Origin of the sequence: Prauserella endophytica, assembly GCF_005146945.1 — a bacterium.
In the GTDB taxonomy this organism is placed as follows: domain Bacteria; phylum Actinomycetota; class Actinomycetes; order Mycobacteriales; family Pseudonocardiaceae; genus Prauserella_A; species Prauserella_A endophytica.
Map to the genome: position 1 here is coordinate 1 of NZ_SWMS01000002.1, position 19,259 is coordinate 19,259.

The window sequence follows — 19,259 nt, forward strand, 5'->3', positions numbered from 1 at the left end:
ACCGCCGACTCGGTCACATCAAGAGCAACACCATCCACGGCACGCTTGAGCGCGCGACGCAGCGCGGAGGCTGACGGTTTCGGGCTCGGGCACGGGCTGCCCTGCGGTGCGGTGCGCACGAAGTGGGCCTTTCGCGTCGTCAAGAGGGTGGGTGTGCCGTGCTCATCGTGGGGTGGCGGGCGTTCGCTGCCGCAGTCGGGTGGTGTGCACGCCGAGGCCGTACGCGGCGGCCGACTCGAGCCCGGCGGGAGTGTCGACGTCGAGGCTGAGCGTCGGGTACTCGCCGGCCAGCCGCACTGCGCCAGCTTTCTCGTGCAGCCCTGCTGAACCCCTTCCAAAGGCGGGGTTCAGCAGGACGGGGTCCGCTGCGGCAAGGAGGGTCGTCCCGGTTCCGGACGTGTCGGTGACGAAAGCTTGTCCGCCGGTGTCTACGGCGATGCGAAGTGCGTCGTCGAGCTCCGCTGATCGCAACGCGGGCAGATCGCCCACGAGTGCGGCGCACGGATCGGCGCCGAACAGGCGTCGAAGATGGTCCCGGCCGACGCGAATCGCTGTGTTGAGACCCGGAAGGGGACCTTGAGCGCAGAAGTGACAGCCGAACCGGCGGAGCGCGCGCCGTATCTCCCTGTCGTCGGTGACGACGACGATCTCGCCGACGCTCGCGCATCCCCTGATGGCGGCCACCGTGTCGAGCGCGAAGGCCCGCGCGTAGGTCCTCGCGTCGAGTCCACCTCGGCGCAACCGGCTTTTCGCGCTGTTCAGCTCCTTAAGCGGTACGACCACGTTCCACATGCCGTCACCTCGATGGTGCTGCATCGGCGGCTTTCCCGAGAGTGCGCTGTTTCCAGGCGCCGTAGGCCGCTCCGGCGACGAGCAGAAGCGGCAGGAAGTTGATCCATGGGTCTTCGGTTCCCGTAACGCTGCTGAAATTGAGAATGATCAGTACCTCGCAGCCTGCCAGTGCCAGGCCGGCTATCGCCGGTGCGATCCGGGTCGCCCACAACGAGCCGTTCAGTCGTCCCCTGGCAGCGGCGACGATCACGCTGACGCAGACCGCTGTCATCAGCAGCACGATGCCGAGAGAGTTGTGCCCGGCGACCGCGGGCAGAAGCCCCGCGAACACCGACGTGCCGGTCAGTGCGAACGGCGCGAGGACCAACATGGTCAATGCGATCTGCGTGCAGATGCTCACGCGAGGCAGGTTTCTCGGTCCGTAGGCCCGAGACAGGGAATCCGGAAGCAGGGAAGAGCGGCCGAGCGAGAACAGGTACCGTGTCGCGACGGCGTGCATGGAAATCGCCGCACCGACGAGACTCGCCGTGACAACGAAGTAGAGAACCGGACCTGACCAGTCTCCGAGGTAGGTCACGAACACCGTGCCGAGGAGCGTGTCGGGGTTGGCGCGAGCGGCAGCCCCGACATCGTCGACCGCGGCTGTGACGGCCCAGGTGCCTGCGGCGTAGGCGAACGTGAGGGCGAAGAGCACGAGGTAGGTCGCTCGGGACACCATCTGCCGTGGCTTCTTCCCTTCCTCCCCGTACGCCGCCGCTGACTCGAAGCCGGTGAAGATCAGGACCAGCAGGGCAATGGAGAGATAGACCCCGTCGTTCGAGAGGGCCGCGGGTGACAGAACGTCGAACGAGAACCCGCCAGGATTCTGCACGAGAACCGCCACCACCAGTACGGCGAAGAGAGCGAACTGCGCGGCGCAGATGATACTGGTGAATCGGGCCAGGCTGGCGATCCCGCGAAGGGAGAGCGCCGCGACCAACATCAGGATGAGCAGAGTGTAGATCCACCACGGCAGGTCGATGCCTGCGTATGTCGCAAGGCCGATCCCGAGGAAGTGCCCGCCGAGGGCGGCGAATGCGGCGGCGGCGACGTTGTACAGGATGGTGGCGATAATGGCACCACTCGCCCCGATCGTACGACCGAGTCCGTGCGCGATATAGGCATACAACGCTCCCGCATTGACCACGGTTCGGCTCAGCGCGGTGTACGCGGTGGCGAAGAGCGTCAACACCACGGCGATGAGAACGATCACGAGTACGGTGCTCTGGCCGACGCCAAAGCCGAGGCTCAGCGCGATATTGGAGCTGAGGCTGGTGAGCGGCGCTGCGCCCGCCAGCACCATGATCGCCACACCCGTCGCGCCGATCGCGCCGCGTTCAAGCGAAGCGGTTTTCTCTGCGGACGAGGGCGGATCGAGCTTTTCGCTCGTCGGGGGATCGGGTCGCATGTGCTCGCCTCCGTTGGCTTGAAACACGCTGGGGTTCAGCACCGGAATTCCCGCCACGCACCGGACCCGGGCCCGGGTCATGTCTTCGAGAAGGGCGAGAATCCGACCTTGGTTCCGTGCTGGTGCGACTGCATTGGCCCGGCCCGGGGTCCGTCTGTCAACCTGTCCATGCGATGCCGGCGCGGTTGTGAACATATGGCCTGCGAGACTGATCGCGCATCGACCGATTCGCCAAACCGCGAGGACCCGCTTTTGTGCACCGAGCACACGCGGTCGCTCCCGGCCGGGATGATCCATCGACCACTCCTGATCGTCCGTCACCGGACAGGTCAGGGCAGCCGAGGCGAAGAAGGACGCTCCACCGAGCGCGGGGCCTCACTCGGGCACCGGCGCTCCAAGGTGGACTATCGCCGCGTGCGCACCCGCCCGCGGTCCCTGGCGCCCGCGGTCTTCTTCCTCGACACGCCTTCAGCCTCCAGCTGTGAGCGCATGCCCTCGAGCAGGAGCTCCAGTCCGAAGGCGAATCGCCCGTCGAAGTCGAGCAGGCGCTCAGCCGGGCTGGCCTGGAGATGCGGATGTTCATCAGCGCGGAGGACCTCCGCGAGGGTACCTACCTCACCACCGGAGGCCCCCTGCTGTTCGAGAGCCTCGCCCAGTACGAAGCAGAAGACCGAACTCGTGGCCCACAGTGCGCGTTCGCGAGCGAAACCGGCGTCCTGCATACAACCGACGAGGGTGTCGATGTACGTCAGGTTGTTTCGCTTTGCGGCGTAGTTGCCTCCGACGATGCGAGCACCGTCGCGCTGCGAGAGCAAGGCCGCCCGGAGGCCTGCGGCGAGGCTTCTGACCCGGCCAATCCAATCGGCGTTGTCAGTGTGGGCGTTCGACAAGGCCCTCCCGAGGATCGCCTCGGCCATCTCATCGATGAGTGCGTCCTTGTTGTCGAAAAGCCGATAGATCGTCGGAAGGTGCGCACCGAGGCTGGTGGCCAGTCGGCGCATCGTGAGTGACTCCAGGCCGCCAGCGTCGACCAGCTCCAGGGCCTCCTGCACGACCTGGTCCGCGCGAATCGCGGCCACCCCGTCTCGCGCGCGGCGCGTTGCCTCCGTTGACACGTTAACGATGTTATCACTACACTTCCCGGCCTATCCAGTAACACTGTTAACGAAGCGAGCCTCTAATGACGCAGCTCAGCGAACTGACAGCTGGAACACCCAAGCGGCAATCGCCGGCCTCCTCCCCGCTGGAAGTTGTGGCTTCCCAGCTCCGGTGGGAGGCGGAAGGCGTGGTCTCACTGCAGCTCCGGTCGCGAACGGGGGAGCGGCTTCCCCGGTGGGAACCGGGAGCGCACGTCGATCTCATTCTGCCGACGGGGATCGAGCGGCAGTATTCCTTGTGCGGCCCAGTCGATGACCCATCCTGCTATCAGCTGGGTGTCCGGCGAGAACGAACCAGTCGCGGTGGATCGGAGTACGTGCACGCTTTCCTGCGCCCAGGTCAGCCGCTACTGCTCAAAGGGCCACGGAGCAACTTCGGCTTCCGGCGAGCCGGGTCGTATCTGTTCATCGCCGGCGGTATCGGGATCACGCCTATTCTGCCCATGGTGCGTCAAGCCCAGTCCTGGGGCGCGGATTGGCAACTGCTGTACGGCGGTCATACCGCGGACTCGATGCCCTTCCTGGAAGAACTTCGTGAGTACGGTCCACGCGTGCGCGTCTTTCCTGCGGACACGGTGGGTCGCATTCCACTGACCGAGGTTGTCGCGCAGGTCCGGCCGGAGCTGGAGATCTTCGCCTGCGGCCCCGAGTCGCTGATCTCCGCTCTGAACGAGGCCACCGCGCATTGGCCCGCGGGCTCCGTGCACGTCGAACGCTTCAAGTCACGTCCGCGCGTGCGCTCGGAGGACACGCCCTTCGAGGTGGTGTGTGCGGCCTCGGGCAGGACTGTCGAGGTGCCGGCCGGCCGGAGCATCCTCAATGCTCTGGAGGAGGCGGGAATCCGGTCGGCGGCCTCGTGCCGATCCGGGCTCTGTGGCTCCTGCGACACCGCCGTGCTCGACGGCGTGCCCGATCATCGCGACGAGATTCTTTCCGAGAGCGATCGCGCCGCCGGTGATCGGATGTTCATCTGTGTGTCCCGTGCACGGACACCGCGGCTCGTGCTCGACCTCTAGTGCCCCCCGCCGGAAGTTCGCCAGGACGAACCGGCGCCTTGCCAGCGGAAACCTGGATCCACCGACTCAAGCAACAGACTTCCGGCGGAGGACACTGGATGCTCTTGTCCATTTTGCTCTCGCCAATCGGAGCAGTGCGAGGAGAACAGAGATGAAGACAGTCCACATCCCTGAGGGCCCGCCGAGCCCGGCCCGTACCGCGGCTGACTCGTATTCGCCGATCACCATGGAGCGAGTCCGCGAGGTGATCGGGTATCCGGAGCGGTTCATCGCGGAAAAGAAGGAACCGAAGCTGGGTGAGTTCACGGCTCGGTTCATCGCCCACAGCCCGTTCTTCTGCATGGCCACTGTGGGAGCCGACGGGTGGCTCGATGCGAGCCCGAAGGGGGATCCTCCCGGCTCGGTCAGGATTCTGGACGAGTGGACGCTCGCGATACCTGATCGGCCCGGAAACAAGCTTGCCGAGACCTTCGAGAACATCACCCACAATCCAGCGGTCGGCCTCGTGTTCTTCGTTCCCGGTCTCCGAGAGGTGATCCGGGTCAACGGTGACGCGTTCATCACCGATGACCCGGACCTGCTCGACATGCTCGGCGCGGACGGGAAACCAGCTGTGCTGGCGACGGTCGTCCGCATTCGCGAGGTGTTCGGCCAATGCGGCAAGGCGGTCATCCGGTCGAAGCTCTGGGAAGGTGACCAGCGGGGACTGGCCGACGCGGTGACGTTGGGCGGGGACTTCTACACCCTGACCATCGCAGAGAACGCCCGGAAGATGGCGGAGAACCTCGGCGACCTCGTCGCCGGCGGCCTTTACGACGTCATCGACGAGCACTACAAGCATCACCTGTACTAGTGCTCCTCGCGACTGGGTGAGCGCTCAGCCCCGCCTCACCCAGGAGCCAAGGACCATCAAGGTCTTCGTGCCGGTGACGGTCCCTGTGCGGCGCAAGGTGTCGATCACCTCCTGCAGGTGCGCGATGTCGCGCACACGGACCTGGATCAGGGCGTCAGGATCACCGGCGATGGTGTGAATGGCTTGCACCTCGGGCATCTTCGCCGTGGTCGCGACGATCTCGGTGACCTTGGTCGTGCCGACATAGCGCACCTCGGTGAACGCCTCCACACCCATGCCGAGCTTGGCGTGGTCGATCTGCACCGTGAAGCCCGTGATGACGCCGTTCTCGCGGAGCCGGTCGACGCGCCGCTTGACGGCGGCGACCGACAGCCCCAGCATCGGCGCCATCTCGGAGTAGCTCCGGCGCCCGTCCTCCTGCAGCAGCTTCAGTAGCTGCCGGTCGGCGTCGTCCACCTCGACCATCGCGTCGCTCATCTTGCCGCCAGCCATGCAAAGAGTCTCGGCGATAAGTCGCTTCTGGTCAATTTCTTTGCGTCCTGTGCCTGATCAATGGCTGATTGCTTGTGTCACGCGGCTCCTCCGGGTGTGATCGGTCGACCACCACCACGGCGTGAGGACGGAGCCCGAAGTGAGCACTGCGCGCACTGATGTGAGCCTCGACGACAAGTACGTCGCCGACGACGGCCGGGTCCTGCTCTCCGGGGTCCAGGCCCTGATCCGGCTGACACTCGAACAACGACGGCTCGACGAGGCGCGGGGCCTGAACACTCGTGTGTTCGTTTCCGGATACCAGGGGTCACCTCTGGGCGGAGTGGACCTGGAAATGGGACGCGCGAAGCGGTTCCTGGAGCCGGCCGGTGTCGTGTTCCGTCCAGGGGTCAACGAGGAACTCGCCGCGACCGCCGTTGCCGGAACCCAGCTTCTCGGGCAGCTGCCCGGTCGGCGGCATGACGGCGTCACCGGTTTCTGGTACGGCAAGAACCCGGGCCTCGACCGCGCGGCTGATGCCATCCGGCATGGCAACGTCGCCGGCACGGCCGCGTTCGGTGGTGCGGTGGCGTGGATCGGCGACGACCCGGCGAGCAAGTCCTCGACCGTGCCGAGCTCGTGCGAGCCGATGGCGCAGAGCCTTTCCATGCCTCTGCTGGCGCCGGGTACGGTCCCGGAGATCATCGAGCTGGGCCTGCATGCCGTCGCGATGTCGCGTGCGACCGGCCTGTGGAGCGGACTGAAGATCGTCGCCGATGTCGCCGACGCGTCCGCCACCATCAGCGTCGACGCACTGCGGCACGGAATTCCTCACCCGCCGCAAGCCGACCGGGGTGCCCCACCGACGCTGGTGGGCCCCGCATCGTTGGACGCGGAGCACGACATGCTCACCCGCCGGCTCGACCTCGCCCGGGCGTACGCCAGGGAAACGGGGCTCAACCAGGTCACGTTCTCCGCTCGGCGAGCCCGCCTTGGGATTCTGGCCTCGGGCACGGGATACGCCGTCGTCCAGCGTGCCCTCGACGACCTGGGGCTGGGCGAGGCCGAGCTGGAGGCGCTCGGTGTGCGGCTGATCCGGCTGGCGATGCCGTTCCCGGTCGACGCCGGCGCGCTGGCCGAGCTGACCTCCGGGCTGGAGGAGGTGCTGGTCGTCGAGGACAAGACGCCGTTCCTGGAAGGTCATCTCAAGGACGCGTTGTACCGGCGGCCGGACGCGCCGCGCGTCGTCGGGCGCCGTGACGAGCGTGACCGGCCCCTGCTGTCCGCGCGGGGAACCCTCGGCGCCGAGGACGTGGCACGGGCCTTGAGCACGCGCATCACCACCGTCGCGGGACCGGACGGGCTCCCCCCGAGTGCACAGTCCCGCCTGGCCGCGATGCGCCGGCGACGCGCGCGCATCGCGCTGCCGACCGTCTCGACGGCGCGCACGCCCTACTTCTGTTCGGGCTGCCCGCACAACACGTCCACGCGCACCGACGATGACACGCTGGTCGGCGTCGGCATCGGCTGCCACACGATGATCGCCCTCGACCAGAGTGGACGTGGCCACCAGATCGGGTTGACCCAGATGGGCGGTGAGGGCGCGCAGTGGATCGGGCTGGCGCCGTTCACCGACGACCGGCATTTCGTGCAGAATCTCGGTGACGGCACGTTCCACCACTCGGGTTCCCTGGCGATCCGCGCGGCGGTCGCGGCCGGAGTCACGATCACCTACAAGCTGCTCTACAACGATGCCGTCGCGATGACCGGCGGCCAGCGCGCCGAGGGCAGGCTCGCCGTTCCCGAGCTCACCCGGTTGCTGGCCGCCGAGGGGGTACGTCGCGTAGTCGTGACGACAGACGACCCCGCCCGCTACCGCGGCGTCCGGCTCGACCCCATCGCGACCGTCCGCCACCGCGACGAGTTCGCCGCCGCCGAACGTGAGCTCGCCGACGTCGACGGTGTCACCGTGCTGATCCACGACGACCGGTGCGCGGCGGAGGAACGGCGGCTGCGCAAACGCGGCCAGCTGCCCACGCCCGCGGAGAAGGTGGTGATCAACGAACGGGTCTGCGAGGGCTGCGGTGACTGCGGCGACGTGTCGACCTGCCTGTCGGTCCAGCCCGTCGAGACCGAGTTCGGCCGCAAGACCCGCATTCATCAAGCCTCGTGCAACTCCGACTTCTCCTGCCTGAAAGGCGATTGCCCCTCGTTCCTGCTCGTCGAGCCCCGGAGTCCCGTGTCGCGCGCGGTGCCCGAGCTGCCGATACGTCTCGTCGAGCCCGAGCAGCGGTTCGGCGGGGAAGGCGTGCTGATTCGCATGCCCGGAATCGGCGGCACCGGCGTGGTGACGGTGTCCCAGATCCTGCAGATGGCGGCCCACCTCGACGGCCAGTTCGCCGCCGGGCTCGACCAGACCGGCCTGGCGCAGAAGGGCGGACCGGTGGTGTCGGACGTGCGGATCGCCAAGGAACCCATTCGCGGGTCCGTTCGCGCGGCCCGCGGCACGGTCGACGTCCTGCTGGGACTGGACCTGCTCGGCGTCGCCGACGAGAGCAACCTCGCCACCGCGTGCCCGGACCGCACGATCGCGGTGGTGAGCACGTCGCTGGTGCCGACGGCGGCGATGGTCACCAACCGGGTGGCGCTGCCCGGCTCACCGGACGACGCCGTGCAGCGCATCGCCGAAGCGACCCGTCACGAGCGGAACCTTTACCTGGACGCACAGCGGCTGGCGGAACTCCTGTTCGGAGACCACATGCCCACGAACATGTTGCTCATCGGCGCCGCGTATCAGCACGGGTGCATCCCGATCGCCGCCGAGGCGATCGAGCAGGCCATCCGCCTCAACGGCGCCGGGGTGGAGAAAACGCTCGCGGCCTTCCGCTGGGGCCGGGCCGCAGTCCTCGACGCCGAGGCGGTGGCCGCCGTCCTCACGCCGTCAGCGCGGGCGACCGTCGAGGTCGACGCCGCCTCGAAGGCGATCGTCGAGCACACGACGGCGGCACGCGGCGAGCTGGCGGACGCCCTCGCGAGCCGGGTCGCCGACCTGACCGGTTATCAGGACCGTGCCCTCGCCCGCCGCTATGCCGACGAGGTGGACCGGGTGCTGAAGCAGGCGACGCGGGTGGCCGGACCACAGGCCGGAGAGCGGATCGGCCTGGCCTACGCGCGGGGCCTGCACAAGTTGCTGGCGTACAAGGACGAGTACGAGGTCGCCCGGCTGCATCTCGACGGCGTGGAGAAAGCGCGCCGCGATGCCGAGTTCGGTCCCGACGCCAAGGTCTCGGTGCTCCTGCACCCGCCGGTTCTGCGCGCACTCGGCGTCAACCGCAAGATCCGTCTCACCCGCACGTCCGGCCCCGCGTTCCGCGCGCTGCGCGCTGGTCGCAGGCTTCGCGGCACGCGGCTGGACCCGTTCGGCTACGCCCGTGTCCGCCGGGTGGAGCGCCGCCTGATCGAGGAGTACCGGCAGCTGATGGGCCAGGCACTGTCCTATCTCGACGAACACAACATCGACCTCGTCGTCGAACTCGCGGAGCTGCCCGATGTCGTCCGCGGCTACGAGGAGATCAAGCTGCGCAACGTCGCCGTGTTCCGTGAACGCGCGGCGGCCCTGCTGAGCCGGATCGCGGCCGGCACACCCGCCGGAACCGAACGGGAACAGCCCTGAGAGCACCCACGGAGACCTTCATGACAGCCACGACATCCCACGAAGGCATGTCGATCACGTCGATCGAGTCCGCCAGCCACGAGGAGATCCGCTACTGCCACGACCAGCGGACGGGGCTGCGCGCCATCGTCGCCATCCACGACACCACGCTCGGCCCGGCACTGGGCGGGACCCGGTTCCGGTCCTATCCCGACGTAGAGAGCGCACTGGAGGACGCTCGCAGGCTCAGCGAGGGGATGACGTACAAGGCGGCGGTGGCAGGCCTCGACCTTGGCGGCGGCAAGGCGGTCATCATCGGCGATCCAGCGACCGTCAAGACCCCTCGGCTGCTCGAGGCCTACGGCCGGTTCGTCGACTCCCTCGGCGGCCGCTACATCACGGCGTGTGATGTCGGGACGACGTCGCAGGACATGGACGTGATCAGCGGGACCACCCGGCATGTCGTCGCCCGCACCGAGACGGCGGGCGGGCTGGGGGACAGCGGATACTCCACCGCGTACGGCGTTTTCGCGAGCCTGCGCGCGGCCGTCGCGTACTCGACGGGACAAGACGATCTCGGCGGCGTCCGCGTCGGTGTCGAGGGAGCGGGCAAGGTCGGTTCACACCTGATCGGCCTCCTGCTCGACGACGGTGCCTCCGTGCTGTTCAGCGAACCGAACGGCGAGGTACGGACGCGGCTGCTCGAGAGGCACCCCGGGATCACGCACACCGAGTCCGTGCTCGACGCGGACGTCGACGTGTACGCGCCGTGCGCGCTCGGAGCCACGCTGTCGCCCAGCTCTGCCGAGGCCATCACCGCACGGATCGTCTGCGGCGCCGCGAACAACCAGCTCGCCGACCCCGGCGTCGAGTTCCGGTTGGCCGCTCGCGGCATCGTCTGGGTTCCCGACTACGTGGCGAATGCCGGAGGCCTTGTCCAGGTTGCCGTCGAGCGCGCAGGCGGCACGCTCGGCCAGGCCCGGACGCGTATCGGGAAGCTGACCGGGTTCGTGGACGAGATCCTCCGGACGGCGGCCGCGGACGCCGTCACCCCCGGCCAGGCCGCGCTCCGGATCGCCGAGCGGCGCTTGCGCAAGGCGGCGTAGCGGCCCGCGACCTCAGCGCCGCGCTCGCCCTGTTCGGCACCGACGTCGGCTCGGTGCCACGACGGCGGCCGTCGATCCATCGAACTCCCCATTCTCGCCGGCGCCTCCCCACGCGGTCGTCCCGGCGTCGCTGCGTGCCGGACGGCGCCGACCGGTGTTCTGCGCCGCATCTGCCACGCGTGCACCGTGCACAGTGGTCTGTTCGCGGGTTCGTCGTCGTGGCCGAAGCGAAGGAACGGGGCTGGTTCCTAACGTTGGGGCAGGCCCGACGAGAGGACCCGGCAGGCCGCCCACACGACAGGAGTCTTTCTCATGACCTACCCCCTCCGCAGCCGGCTGGGAGTGTTGCTAGGCAGCACCACCCCGCCAGAACAGATCGGCAAGCTCGCCGCGGACGCGGAGTCCGCCGGGTACGGCGAGTTGTGGCTCCCGGAGGACTACTTCTTCCTTGGCGGGGTCGCCGGCGCCGCGATCGCTCTCGGCGCCACGACGCGGATTCCGGTGGGTATCGGAGTCGTCTCCTCGGTGGTCCGGCATCCGGCCCTGCTCGCCATGGAGATCGGGACGCTTGCGCGCGCCTACCCCGGCAGGCTGATCCCCGGCATCGGACACGGTGTTCCCGGGTGGACGGCGCAGATGGGGCTGACCCAGAAGTCCCCGATGAGCGCCCTGCGCGAAACGCTGACCGGTGTCAGAGCGTTGCTCAAGGGGGAGACGGTGGACGAAACCGGGCGGTTCGCCACCTTCCGGCAGGTCGCGCTCACGCACCCGGTCCCCGAGCCCGTGCCGCTGTTCACGGGCGTGCTCGGGGACAAGGGCCTGGAGCTGACCGGACGCCTCGCGGACGGACTGCTGGTCAGCGCGCTCGCGCCGGTGGAGTACGTGCGTGCCGCGCGGCAGAAACTGGACGCCGCCGCCGCTGCCGCCGGGCGCACCGAACGCATCACGATCAGCGTGCTGGCCGCCGCCAACGTCACGAGGGACCCGAGCCAGGTGGCCGCCGCGAGGGACGCGCTCAGGCCGGTGCTGGCCTTCTATCTCGCCGCGACCGGCCCCACGCCGTTGTTCGGCGCCGTCGGCGCCAACGAGCAGCTCGCGGACATGCTCTCCCGCGGCGGCCCAGAGGTCGTCGCCGCTGAGATGCCGGACGAGTGGCTCGACATCTTCGGCGTCGTCGGTGACCAGGAGGCGGCGCGGTCCCGCCTCAAGGAGTACCTCGACGCCGGTGCGGACAACGTCTCCATCGCCACCGTGGTCGCCGAGGGAGCGGACGAGACCCTCGCCGCCGTCGGCGAGCTGACCAGTGAGTTCATCTACTGAAAGGGCACGACATGAGCACTGACCTCGAACAGATCCTTGCCGTTCACCGGGGCTGGTACGAGTCGAACGTCGGGCTGGTCGCCGACGCGATGTTGCCGTACTTCCCGTCCGGGGACGGCTACCACCAGTTCAACACCAACGGCCACACCTACCACGGTGTGATGGACAAGCACCGGCTGTGGGTGAACGCGCAGAAGCTGGGCGTGAACATCACCGCGATCAAGGACGTCGCCGACCCCGACGTGCAGATCTTCGGCGACGTGGCGCTGCTGACGGCCGAGGGTGTGGCGGAGATGGTGCTGCCGACCCCCGATGGCGGGCTGTCGGAGCCGGCCCAGACGCCGTTCCGGGCGACCGAGTTCTACCGGCGCGACGACGGCAACGGGAAGCCGGAGTGGCGGATCTGGCACATGCACGCCAGCGTCGCCGACAAGGTGATGCCGAAGTACGGGACCGAATGACGATGGCGCTGGAAAGCCTCAGCGTCGACGGGCAGGCGGGCCGGCTCTCGGTGTTGCGCACCACCGACGCCCGGCACGGCGATCCGCTCGTCCTCATCCATCCCATCAACTCCGCCGCAGTGGTCTGGACCGATGTCGCCGCTCGCATCGATCGGCCCGTCGTGGCCCTCGACCTTCGCGGGCACGGCGGCTCGGTGGCGGAGGGACCGTTCACCGTCGAGGAGGGGTACGTGCCGGACGTACTCGCGGTGCTCGAAGGCCTCGGGCTGGACCGGGTGCATCTGGGCGGCGGTTCGCTCGGCGGCACGATCTCCGTGGCGCTGGCCGCGCTGTACCCGCAGCGGGTGCTCAGCGTGACGACGTTCGGCTCGACGCTCGGCACCGGGGTGCCCGCCGAGCAGATCGACGCGATGGTCGCCGAGCTGCGGGCCAAGGGAACCGCCGGCTACTTCGCCGACCTCGTCCCGCAGGTCGTGGGCTCCGCTCACCGGGGGTCCGCTCGGGTGCGGGAGGTGATGGAGGAGGCGGTCGGAACTCGTTCGGAAGCGGTGGTCGCCGAGATCCTCCATGGAGCCTTCGGGGCCGACATCCGGCATCTCGCCGGCAAGGTCGCCGCCACCGGTATCCCCGTGGTCGCGGTGGCGGGCACCGAGGACGTCACCTGTCCACCGGAGATGTCGCGAGAGCTGGCCGAGACCACCGGCGGCACCGTGACGACGCTGGTGGGGGTCGGTCATCTGCCGATGTTGGAGGAGCCAGCCCGCGTGGTGGAGATCCTGCGAGGAAACATCGCGGCGGTCGCGGGAGCGGCCTCGTGACCTACTCGATCGTCGCTCGGGACCCCGCCACCGGGGCGCTCGGCGTCGGCACGCAGACCCACTTCTTCGGTGTCGGCGCATTGCTGCCCTGGGCGGAGGCGGGTGTCGGCGCGGTCGCCACCCAGGCCTTCGTGAACGTGGGTCACGGGCCGCATGGGCTGGAGCTGTTGCGGGCGGGGGCTTCCGCTCCCACCACTGTGGACGTTCTGGTGGAGGGAGACCCGGACTCGGCCTATCGCCAGCTCGGTGTGGTCGACGCGCGGGGCCGGGTCGGCGTCCACACGGGCGCTTCCTGTGCGCCGCATGTCGGCAGCGCCCAGGGCGAGCAGGTGACCGTGCAGGGCAACATGCTCGCCGGCCCGGAGGTGTGCCGTGCCGCGCTGGCGGCGTTCGAGTCCGCGGAGGGTGACCTCGCCGACCGGATACTGGCCGGGCTGCACGCCGCGGAGGCCCGGGGAGGTGACGTGCGCGGTTCGCAGTCGGCAGCGTTGCTGGTGGTGTCGGGCAGGCGCAGCCCGACGCCGTGGAACGAGGTGCTCGTGGATCTGCGGGTCGACGACCACGCGGACCCGCTCGCCGAGCTGTCCCGGCTGCTGCCCCGTGCGCGCGCGTTCGGCGCCGTCGGCGGGGTGATGTTCGCGCGGGGCCTGGCACTCGGCCCCTTCGAGGGGGTCGGACCGGACGAGCTGGAGGACCGGCTGCGCGAGCTCGCGAACGCGGCCGAGGTCATCGGACCGGAGAACCGCGAAGCCGACTTCTGGCGCGCGGTGCTGCTGGCCCGCGCCGGGCGGTTCGAGGAGGCTGCCGCCCTTTTCGCCGAGGTCGTCGCGTTCCGGCCCGCGCTGCTGCGCTTCGCCGAGGGGCTCGCGCCGCTGGGCTTCCTCGACGACAAGGCGCTGGCGGGGCTCACCTCCGGTGCAGGGGATCGGGCATGAGCGCCTCGGCGGCCGCGGCAGCCGCGGGGGCCGTCGACGGCGCCCGGGTGACCGAGCTGGCGGCCGAGCTCATCCGGTGCGACACCCGCAATCCGCCGGGGGACGAACGGCCGGTCGTCGAGCCGCTGCGGGCGGTGCTGCGGGAGCTGGGCGCCGAGGTCGAGCTCGTGGAACCGGCGCCGGGCAGGCCGTCTGTGCTGGCCCGCATCGGTTCCGGCGATAGCCCCACTCTGCTGATCAACGGGCATGTCGACGTGGTTCCCGTGGTCGAGACGGAATGGTCGGTGCCGCCGTTCGCCGGGCAGGTGCGCGATGGGCTGCTCTACGGCAGGGGAGCCTGCGACATGAAAGGGGGGATCGCCGCGGCGTTGGAGGGCGTGCGGGCCTGTCGTGACGCCGGGGTGGTTCCCCCGTCGAGCCTCGTGTTCCACCTCGTCGCCGACGAGGAGACCGGCAGCCTGGTGGGGACCGAGGCACTGGTGGCCGCGGGGCTCGTGCGTGCCGATGCCGCCGTGGTTCCCGAGCCCAGCGAGCTGCGGGTGTGTGTGGCCGAGCGGGGCTCGCTGCTCGTGGAGATCGTCGTGCGCGGGAGGGCCGCGCACGGCAGTGATCCCGCCGCCGGGCACTCCGCGGTGGCCGACGCGGCGCGGATCGTTTCCGCGTTGCACCTGGTCGACTTCGGCGCACCGGCGCATCCGCTGCTCGGCTCGCCCACCTGCAACGTCGGGACCGTTCGCGGCGGAACCGCGGCGAACATCGTGGCCTCCGAGTGCCGGCTGCGGGTGGATCGCAGGGTCCTGCCCGGCCAGACGCGCGAGGAAGCGTTGCGAACCCTGACAGAGGCGATCGACACCGCGGGCGACTTCGACTACGACATCGAGGTGCTCGCGTTCGCCGAGGGGTCGGAGCTGGACGCGGGGCACCCGTTCGTGTCCGAGGTGCGGAAGGCGGCAGGTCAGGCCCCGGTCCGCGGGTTGTACCTGGGGACGGACGCGCGGTTCCTCCGCAACCAGCTCGGCATCCCGGCCGTCGTGTACGGGCCCGGCTCGATGACCGTGGCACACGCCGCCGACGAGCACGTCTCGGTCGCCGAGCTGGCCACCGCGGCGCGCACCTTCGCCAGGTTGTACGCGACCTTCCGCGGGGGCGGTTAGGGTTCCCGGATGGAGCAGGTGGCCGAGAGCGCGATCGACGACATCGTGCGCGGGGCCGTGCATTTCGGCAGCGGGGGCGGCGGTGAACCGCACCTGGGCCGGCAGTTGCTGACGGCTGCCGTCCGCCAGTACGGGCCCGTCCCGCTCGTGCAGGCCGGATCGCTCGCCCCCGACGCTCTCGTGCTGCCCGTGGTGTCCGCGGGCGCGCCGTACGCCCTGCTGGAGAAGGCGCACGGCGTCCACGAGGCGGAGGCTCTGCGTGCGGCGGTGGAGGCCAGGGCCGGGCGGGAATGCGCCGCGGTACTTCCGGTGCAGCTCGGCAGCGCCAACGTGGCCGTCCCGCTGGCGGTCGCGGCCCGGCTCGGTCTGCCCTGCCTGGACGCCGACCTGATGCGGCGGACGCTTCCCTCGATCGACATGACGCTACTGAGATTGTCGGGGCATCCGGTGCCGCCGATCACCCTCGTCGGCTGTACCGGTGCCCTGGTGGAGTTCAGCAGTGGTGACGGCGCCGTGCTCGGCGAGCTGCTTCGGGCTGTCATGCCCGGCCTCGGGCTGGTGGCGCTGGCCAGCGCCTACGAGGTGACAGCGGGGGCCTGCGCCCGTCTGGGAGTCGACGGATCCATCAGTGACTGCGCCAGGATCGGGGCCGCGCTCGGCGCCGTCTCGCCGGGAAGCGAAGCTGGGTATGCCCCGTTCCTGCGCGCCTGCGGCGGCCGCATGCTGTGCACGGCAACGGTGGCTGAGCTCGTGCAGCATTCCACCGACGGCTGGCCGCGTGGTGTCGTCTCCCTGAACACGCCTGAAGGCTTCGCACGGATCGACTTCCAGAACGAGAACCTGATCGTCAGCAGGTCTGGCACGGTGCTGGCGACCGTGCCGGACCTGATCTCCCTGGCGGACGCCGAGACGGGCAGCCTGTTGCAGACCACCGATCTCGCACTCGGTCAAGAGGTCCATGTCATCGCAGGCCCCGTCGATGACCGCTGGCACACGCCGGAGGGCCTGGACATGGTGGGACCGCGCGCGTTCGGCTACGCCGTCGATCCGGTTCGGTTCGACGGCACGGGCGACCTGACCGCGGCTGGTCCACGATGACGACCCCGGCGAGAACCAGGCTGCGGGTGGGTGTCGACGGAGTCCGAGCTCGCGCGGTGGCCGTCGACTCGGGAGGCCGGCTCGTCGCCGTCCACCGCGGGCGGCGAGGCGACCCGCCCGCGCGCGTGCTCGACGCGTTGTTTCGCCGCGGTCCCGGCATGGCACCAACGGACCGGGTGGTGGCGGTCCTGCCGGACCTCACGCTCGCCGAGTCGGCCCAACGGGCACGTGTCGGCGTCTTGCGCGTCGGCGCACCCGCCGCGACCGCTGTGCCGCCGCTGGCCGGTTGGACGGCGGAGCGGGCAGCTCTCGCCGGACCGGTGGCGATGGTGCGTGGTGGACACGAGTACGACGGCCGGGTCTCGGCGCCGCTGGATGTGCCCGCGGTGGCGGAGTTCGCGCGGACGTGCGCGGGAAAGGTCGACGCGATCGCGCTCACCGGAGTCAACGCGCTGGAGAATCCCGAGCACGAGCAGCTGGCCGCTGCGGTGATCGCCGATGAACTCGGGCCGGACGTTCCCGTGATGCGCGGCGCCGAGACGGAGGCGCTCGGGCTGCTGGAGCGAGAGAACACCGCGGTACTGGACGCGGCACTGGTCAGCGCCGCCCGCGTGCGCATCGACGAGCTGAGCGCGGCGGTCCGGGTTCACGCCCCTGACGCGGCGTTGTACCTCGTCCGAGGGGATGGCACGGTCCTGCCCTCGCTCGACGCGTACCGGCACGCGACGGCATGGCGGGGGGCCGCGCTCGGCGGGCTGCTCCACGGGGCGGCGCGGCTGGCAGGAGTGCCGTCGGCGATCGTCGTCGAGGCGACTGCCGGCCGGGCGGTGGTCGGGACCACGCTCGGCGGCCTGCTGCCGGATTCGGGACTACAGCGGGAGATCGACGGCATCCGGACCGGCCTGCGGGCGCCCAGGCTGACCGTGATCCACCGGCGCGACGCCGGGTTCACCGGAAAGGTGCTCGCGGCCATCGCCCGTGCGCGAGGAGGGCGGGACGAACTGCCGGTCGTGGTCGTCGGCGAGCGCGCGGAGGAGGTCCCCGACCCCTCGGGCATCGCGGCGATCAGACCCGGGGACGGCGATCTCGCCGCCGCGGTCGGCGCCGCGGTCGCGGAGGCGGCGGGCTCCGTCGACCGGATCTTCTGGCAGGGAACGGGTGGTGGGCAGGACTCGGTGACCCGCGCACGCATGCTGGCGTTGGACGCCGCGTTGCGCGCGGGCGCGGATCCACGGAAGCTGCGGGAGACGCCGGTGAGGGAGGCGCTGATGACGTACGTTCCGGTGCCGGCCGCGCGCCTACAGGTGACAGCCGTCGGACCGTTGCTGGAATCGGCCGATGTGGCGGCGGTGGAGCCGTGATGGCGTCGCCGTCCGTCAACCTCGGGCAACTACTGGATCTCGGCCTGCTGAAGCGCTACGAGGTGCTCGGTGGTGAGGCTGGGCTGCGGCGGCCCGTCCGGGTGGTCGTCGTCGGCTCCACCATCCACGAGATCTCCGAGCTCGCCGCGGGCAGCGTCGTGGTGTTCGGCCGCGAGCAGCTCACCCTCGACGATCTGGCGATGGACATCGCGATCCGGCTGGCCGGCAGCGCGGGGCTGTCGGGCATCATCGCAGCCAGGACCCCGCGTCAGGTTCCGCTGGTCACCCGCCGCCTCGCGGACCGGTTCGCCCTGCCACTCATCGGAGTCGACGACATCGCCCCGGCCGGCGTGGTGGCCGCTTTCGATCCGTACGTCCGGGCGCCGGAGATCGCGGGACTGAGGGTGCTGGGCGACGCGGCCCGCCGGTTCCAGCGCCCGCCCGCCAACGCGAACGCGCTCACCTCCTCGCTCTCGGCGACGCTCGGAGAGCCCGTCGCGCTCATCGACGCGGAATCCCGGTTCGTGGCGGGCGATCCGGAGGTGCACGCACTGCTCGGAACGTGCCCGACCGCTGAGGAGCTGGGCGGCCCGCACCCGGTCGCCGTGACGGTCCGCGCGGGCGAAGCGGACGTGCTGCTGCAACCGGTGCAGGTCGACCCCGCGGGGCTCGCGGTCTACTGGATCGCGGTGCGCCTGCCCGGTTCTGCGGCGGGGGTGCTGCTCGAACCGATCCGGCGGGCGGTGGCGATCGCGGCACTGTCCTTCGCCGTTCATGTGGCGGGGGACGCCGTGAGGGTGGAAAGGGAGCACCGGCGGCGGTCACTGTTGCTCAACGAGATCCTCGAACAACCCGACGACCCTGGCCGCCGCACGGTCGAGCGGGCCACCGCCCTTGGCTGGCGCCTTGCCGGCTGGCACACCGCCGTGCAGGTGCAGGTCTCCCACGCTCCCTCCGCGGTCCGGCTCTCGGCGCTCGGAGCCGAGCTGGAGGAACAACTTGCCGAGCGCGGCGTGACCGTGACCCTCGTGGAACGCGCCGAGGGGTGGGTGTTCTGGTCCACGGCCGAGGCGGAGGCCGACGCCGCGGACCCGGGACCGTTGACCAAGCGAGTCAACACGGCGCTCGCCGCGGTGGAGGCCGAGCATCCAGGGCTGCGGCTGTGCGCCGGGGTCGGCGGTGCCCACGCGGGTACGGCGGGTATCGGCCGGTCCGCCGACCAGGCGCGGCAGGCTGTGCTGCTCGCTCGCACGACCCGCCGCCCCGCCGCCGTCGAGCACATCGACGCCGTCAGCGCCAGGAGGCTGCTCGCGGGCTGGTACGGCTCGGCCCCGCTGCGCGGCGCCGCGGCCGACCTGCTCGCTCCGCTCCAGGACGCCGATCCGTCCGGGGAGCTCGTGCGGACTCTGCGGTGCTACCTGGACTGCCAGTCCTCGGCCAAAGCCGCGGGGGACCTGCTCGGGGTCCATCGCAACACCGTGATGCAGCGCATGGACCGCGTCACCCAGCTGCTGCCCGCGGACCTCGACGACCCCGACGACCGGCTTGCCGTGCACCTGGCGGCGCGTGCCGTCGACGTCCAATGGGAGGACCCGGCCTGACGAGGCGCACAGCGCGC

Annotated in this window: 16 protein-coding genes; 12 read left to right on the top strand and 4 right to left on the bottom strand. The window is 70.1% G+C overall.

The genetic code is table 11. The features are described from left to right. Positions 1-162: 162 nt before the first annotated feature. From cofC to FCN18_RS04050, 3 genes are all read right to left on the bottom strand, one after another. Entirely contained in the window at positions 163-792 is a 630-nt protein-coding gene (cofC, locus tag FCN18_RS04040) for a 2-phospho-L-lactate guanylyltransferase (RefSeq protein WP_158303033.1), read from the bottom strand. A gap of 4 nt (positions 793-796) precedes the next feature. Beyond that, positions 797-2,281, bottom strand: coding sequence for an APC family permease (locus tag FCN18_RS04045; RefSeq protein ID WP_158303034.1), 1,485 nt, complete (start codon positions 2,279-2,281; stop codon positions 797-799). A gap of 362 nt (positions 2,282-2,643) precedes the next feature. Further along, on the bottom strand, positions 2,644-3,318 hold the full coding sequence (locus FCN18_RS04050) for a TetR/AcrR family transcriptional regulator C-terminal domain-containing protein (protein WP_228713636.1): 675 nt from the start codon (positions 3,316-3,318) through the stop codon (positions 2,644-2,646). 395 nt (positions 3,319-3,713) lie between these two features. Here FCN18_RS04050 and FCN18_RS04055 point away from each other — a divergent pair, with 395 nt between their 5' ends. After that, entirely contained in the window at positions 3,714-4,412 is a 699-nt protein-coding gene (locus FCN18_RS04055; RefSeq protein WP_228713638.1) for a PDR/VanB family oxidoreductase, read from the top strand. A gap of 151 nt (positions 4,413-4,563) precedes the next feature. Then, complete coding sequence (locus FCN18_RS04060) at positions 4,564-5,265, top strand: MSMEG_1061 family FMN-dependent PPOX-type flavoprotein (RefSeq protein ID WP_112273566.1); 702 nt, start codon at positions 4,564-4,566, stop codon at positions 5,263-5,265. Positions 5,266-5,289: 24 nt separating this feature from the next. Here the strand turns inward: FCN18_RS04060 and FCN18_RS04065 are convergent, their stop codons facing one another. Then, complete coding sequence (locus tag FCN18_RS04065) at positions 5,290-5,757, bottom strand: Lrp/AsnC family transcriptional regulator (protein ID WP_369973613.1); 468 nt, start codon at positions 5,755-5,757, stop codon at positions 5,290-5,292. Positions 5,758-5,896: 139 nt separating this feature from the next. On the opposite strand from FCN18_RS04065, the gene FCN18_RS04070 reads away from it, so the two are divergent. The 10 genes from FCN18_RS04070 to FCN18_RS04115 all read left to right on the top strand — a co-directional run bounded on the left by FCN18_RS04070 (position 5,897) and on the right by FCN18_RS04115 (position 19,242). Next, on the top strand, positions 5,897-9,409 hold the full coding sequence (locus FCN18_RS04070) for an indolepyruvate ferredoxin oxidoreductase family protein (RefSeq protein WP_137093382.1): 3,513 nt from the start codon (positions 5,897-5,899) through the stop codon (positions 9,407-9,409). Between the two features lie 20 nt (positions 9,410-9,429). Then, positions 9,430-10,494, top strand: a complete 1,065-nt coding sequence (locus FCN18_RS04075; protein WP_137093385.1) for a Glu/Leu/Phe/Val family dehydrogenase — start codon at positions 9,430-9,432, stop codon at positions 10,492-10,494. 312 nt (positions 10,495-10,806) lie between these two features. Then, positions 10,807-11,814: an LLM class flavin-dependent oxidoreductase gene (locus tag FCN18_RS04080; protein WP_112273560.1), complete on the top strand. Its 1,008-nt coding sequence runs from the start codon at positions 10,807-10,809 to the stop codon at positions 11,812-11,814. Between the two features lie 11 nt (positions 11,815-11,825). Further along, the gene (locus FCN18_RS04085) at positions 11,826-12,275 is read left to right on the top strand and encodes a nuclear transport factor 2 family protein (RefSeq protein WP_112273558.1); all 450 of its coding nucleotides are present in this window, start codon (positions 11,826-11,828) and stop codon (positions 12,273-12,275) included. Next, positions 12,272-13,093 carry an alpha/beta fold hydrolase gene (locus FCN18_RS04090; RefSeq protein WP_137093387.1) on the top strand — a complete coding sequence of 274 codons (822 nt, stop codon included), beginning with the start codon at positions 12,272-12,274 and terminating at the stop codon, positions 13,091-13,093. Before FCN18_RS04085 ends, FCN18_RS04090 begins: the two co-directional genes overlap by 4 nt. Beyond that, the gene (locus FCN18_RS04095) at positions 13,090-14,028 is read left to right on the top strand and encodes a DUF1028 domain-containing protein (RefSeq protein WP_137093389.1); all 939 of its coding nucleotides are present in this window, start codon (positions 13,090-13,092) and stop codon (positions 14,026-14,028) included. Before FCN18_RS04090 ends, FCN18_RS04095 begins: the two co-directional genes overlap by 4 nt. Next, positions 14,025-15,182: a M20 family metallopeptidase gene (locus tag FCN18_RS04100; protein WP_137093391.1), complete on the top strand. Its 1,158-nt coding sequence runs from the start codon at positions 14,025-14,027 to the stop codon at positions 15,180-15,182. Before FCN18_RS04095 ends, FCN18_RS04100 begins: the two co-directional genes overlap by 4 nt. Before the next feature lie 9 nt (positions 15,183-15,191). After that, positions 15,192-16,280, top strand: coding sequence for a DUF917 domain-containing protein (locus FCN18_RS04105; protein WP_112273550.1), 1,089 nt, complete (start codon positions 15,192-15,194; stop codon positions 16,278-16,280). Continuing rightward, entirely contained in the window at positions 16,277-17,641 is a 1,365-nt protein-coding gene (locus FCN18_RS04110; RefSeq protein ID WP_137093393.1) for a hydantoinase/oxoprolinase N-terminal domain-containing protein, read from the top strand. The genes FCN18_RS04105 and FCN18_RS04110 overlap by 4 nt, the downstream gene beginning before the upstream one ends. After that, positions 17,641-19,242: a PucR family transcriptional regulator gene (locus tag FCN18_RS04115; protein ID WP_137093395.1), complete on the top strand. Its 1,602-nt coding sequence runs from the start codon at positions 17,641-17,643 to the stop codon at positions 19,240-19,242. Before FCN18_RS04110 ends, FCN18_RS04115 begins: the two co-directional genes overlap by 1 nt. Positions 19,243-19,259 lie beyond the last annotated feature (17 nt).

Coding starts and splice junctions, on each gene's coding strand:
- cofC (WP_158303033.1), bottom strand. CDS start 792: ATGTGGAACGTGGTCGTACCGCTTAAGGAGCTGAACAGCGCGAAAAGC.
- FCN18_RS04060 (WP_112273566.1), top strand. CDS start 4,564: ATGAAGACAGTCCACATCCCTGAGGGCCCGCCGAGCCCGGCCCGTACC.
- FCN18_RS04065 (WP_369973613.1), bottom strand. CDS start 5,757: ATGGCTGGCGGCAAGATGAGCGACGCGATGGTCGAGGTGGACGACGCC.
- FCN18_RS04075 (WP_137093385.1), top strand. CDS start 9,430: ATGACAGCCACGACATCCCACGAAGGCATGTCGATCACGTCGATCGAG.
- FCN18_RS04080 (WP_112273560.1), top strand. CDS start 10,807: ATGACCTACCCCCTCCGCAGCCGGCTGGGAGTGTTGCTAGGCAGCACC.
- FCN18_RS04085 (WP_112273558.1), top strand. CDS start 11,826: ATGAGCACTGACCTCGAACAGATCCTTGCCGTTCACCGGGGCTGGTAC.
- FCN18_RS04090 (WP_137093387.1), top strand. CDS start 12,272: ATGACGATGGCGCTGGAAAGCCTCAGCGTCGACGGGCAGGCGGGCCGG.
- FCN18_RS04100 (WP_137093391.1), top strand. CDS start 14,025: ATGAGCGCCTCGGCGGCCGCGGCAGCCGCGGGGGCCGTCGACGGCGCC.
- FCN18_RS04105 (WP_112273550.1), top strand. CDS start 15,192: ATGGAGCAGGTGGCCGAGAGCGCGATCGACGACATCGTGCGCGGGGCC.
- FCN18_RS04110 (WP_137093393.1), top strand. CDS start 16,277: ATGACGACCCCGGCGAGAACCAGGCTGCGGGTGGGTGTCGACGGAGTC.
- FCN18_RS04115 (WP_137093395.1), top strand. CDS start 17,641: ATGGCGTCGCCGTCCGTCAACCTCGGGCAACTACTGGATCTCGGCCTG.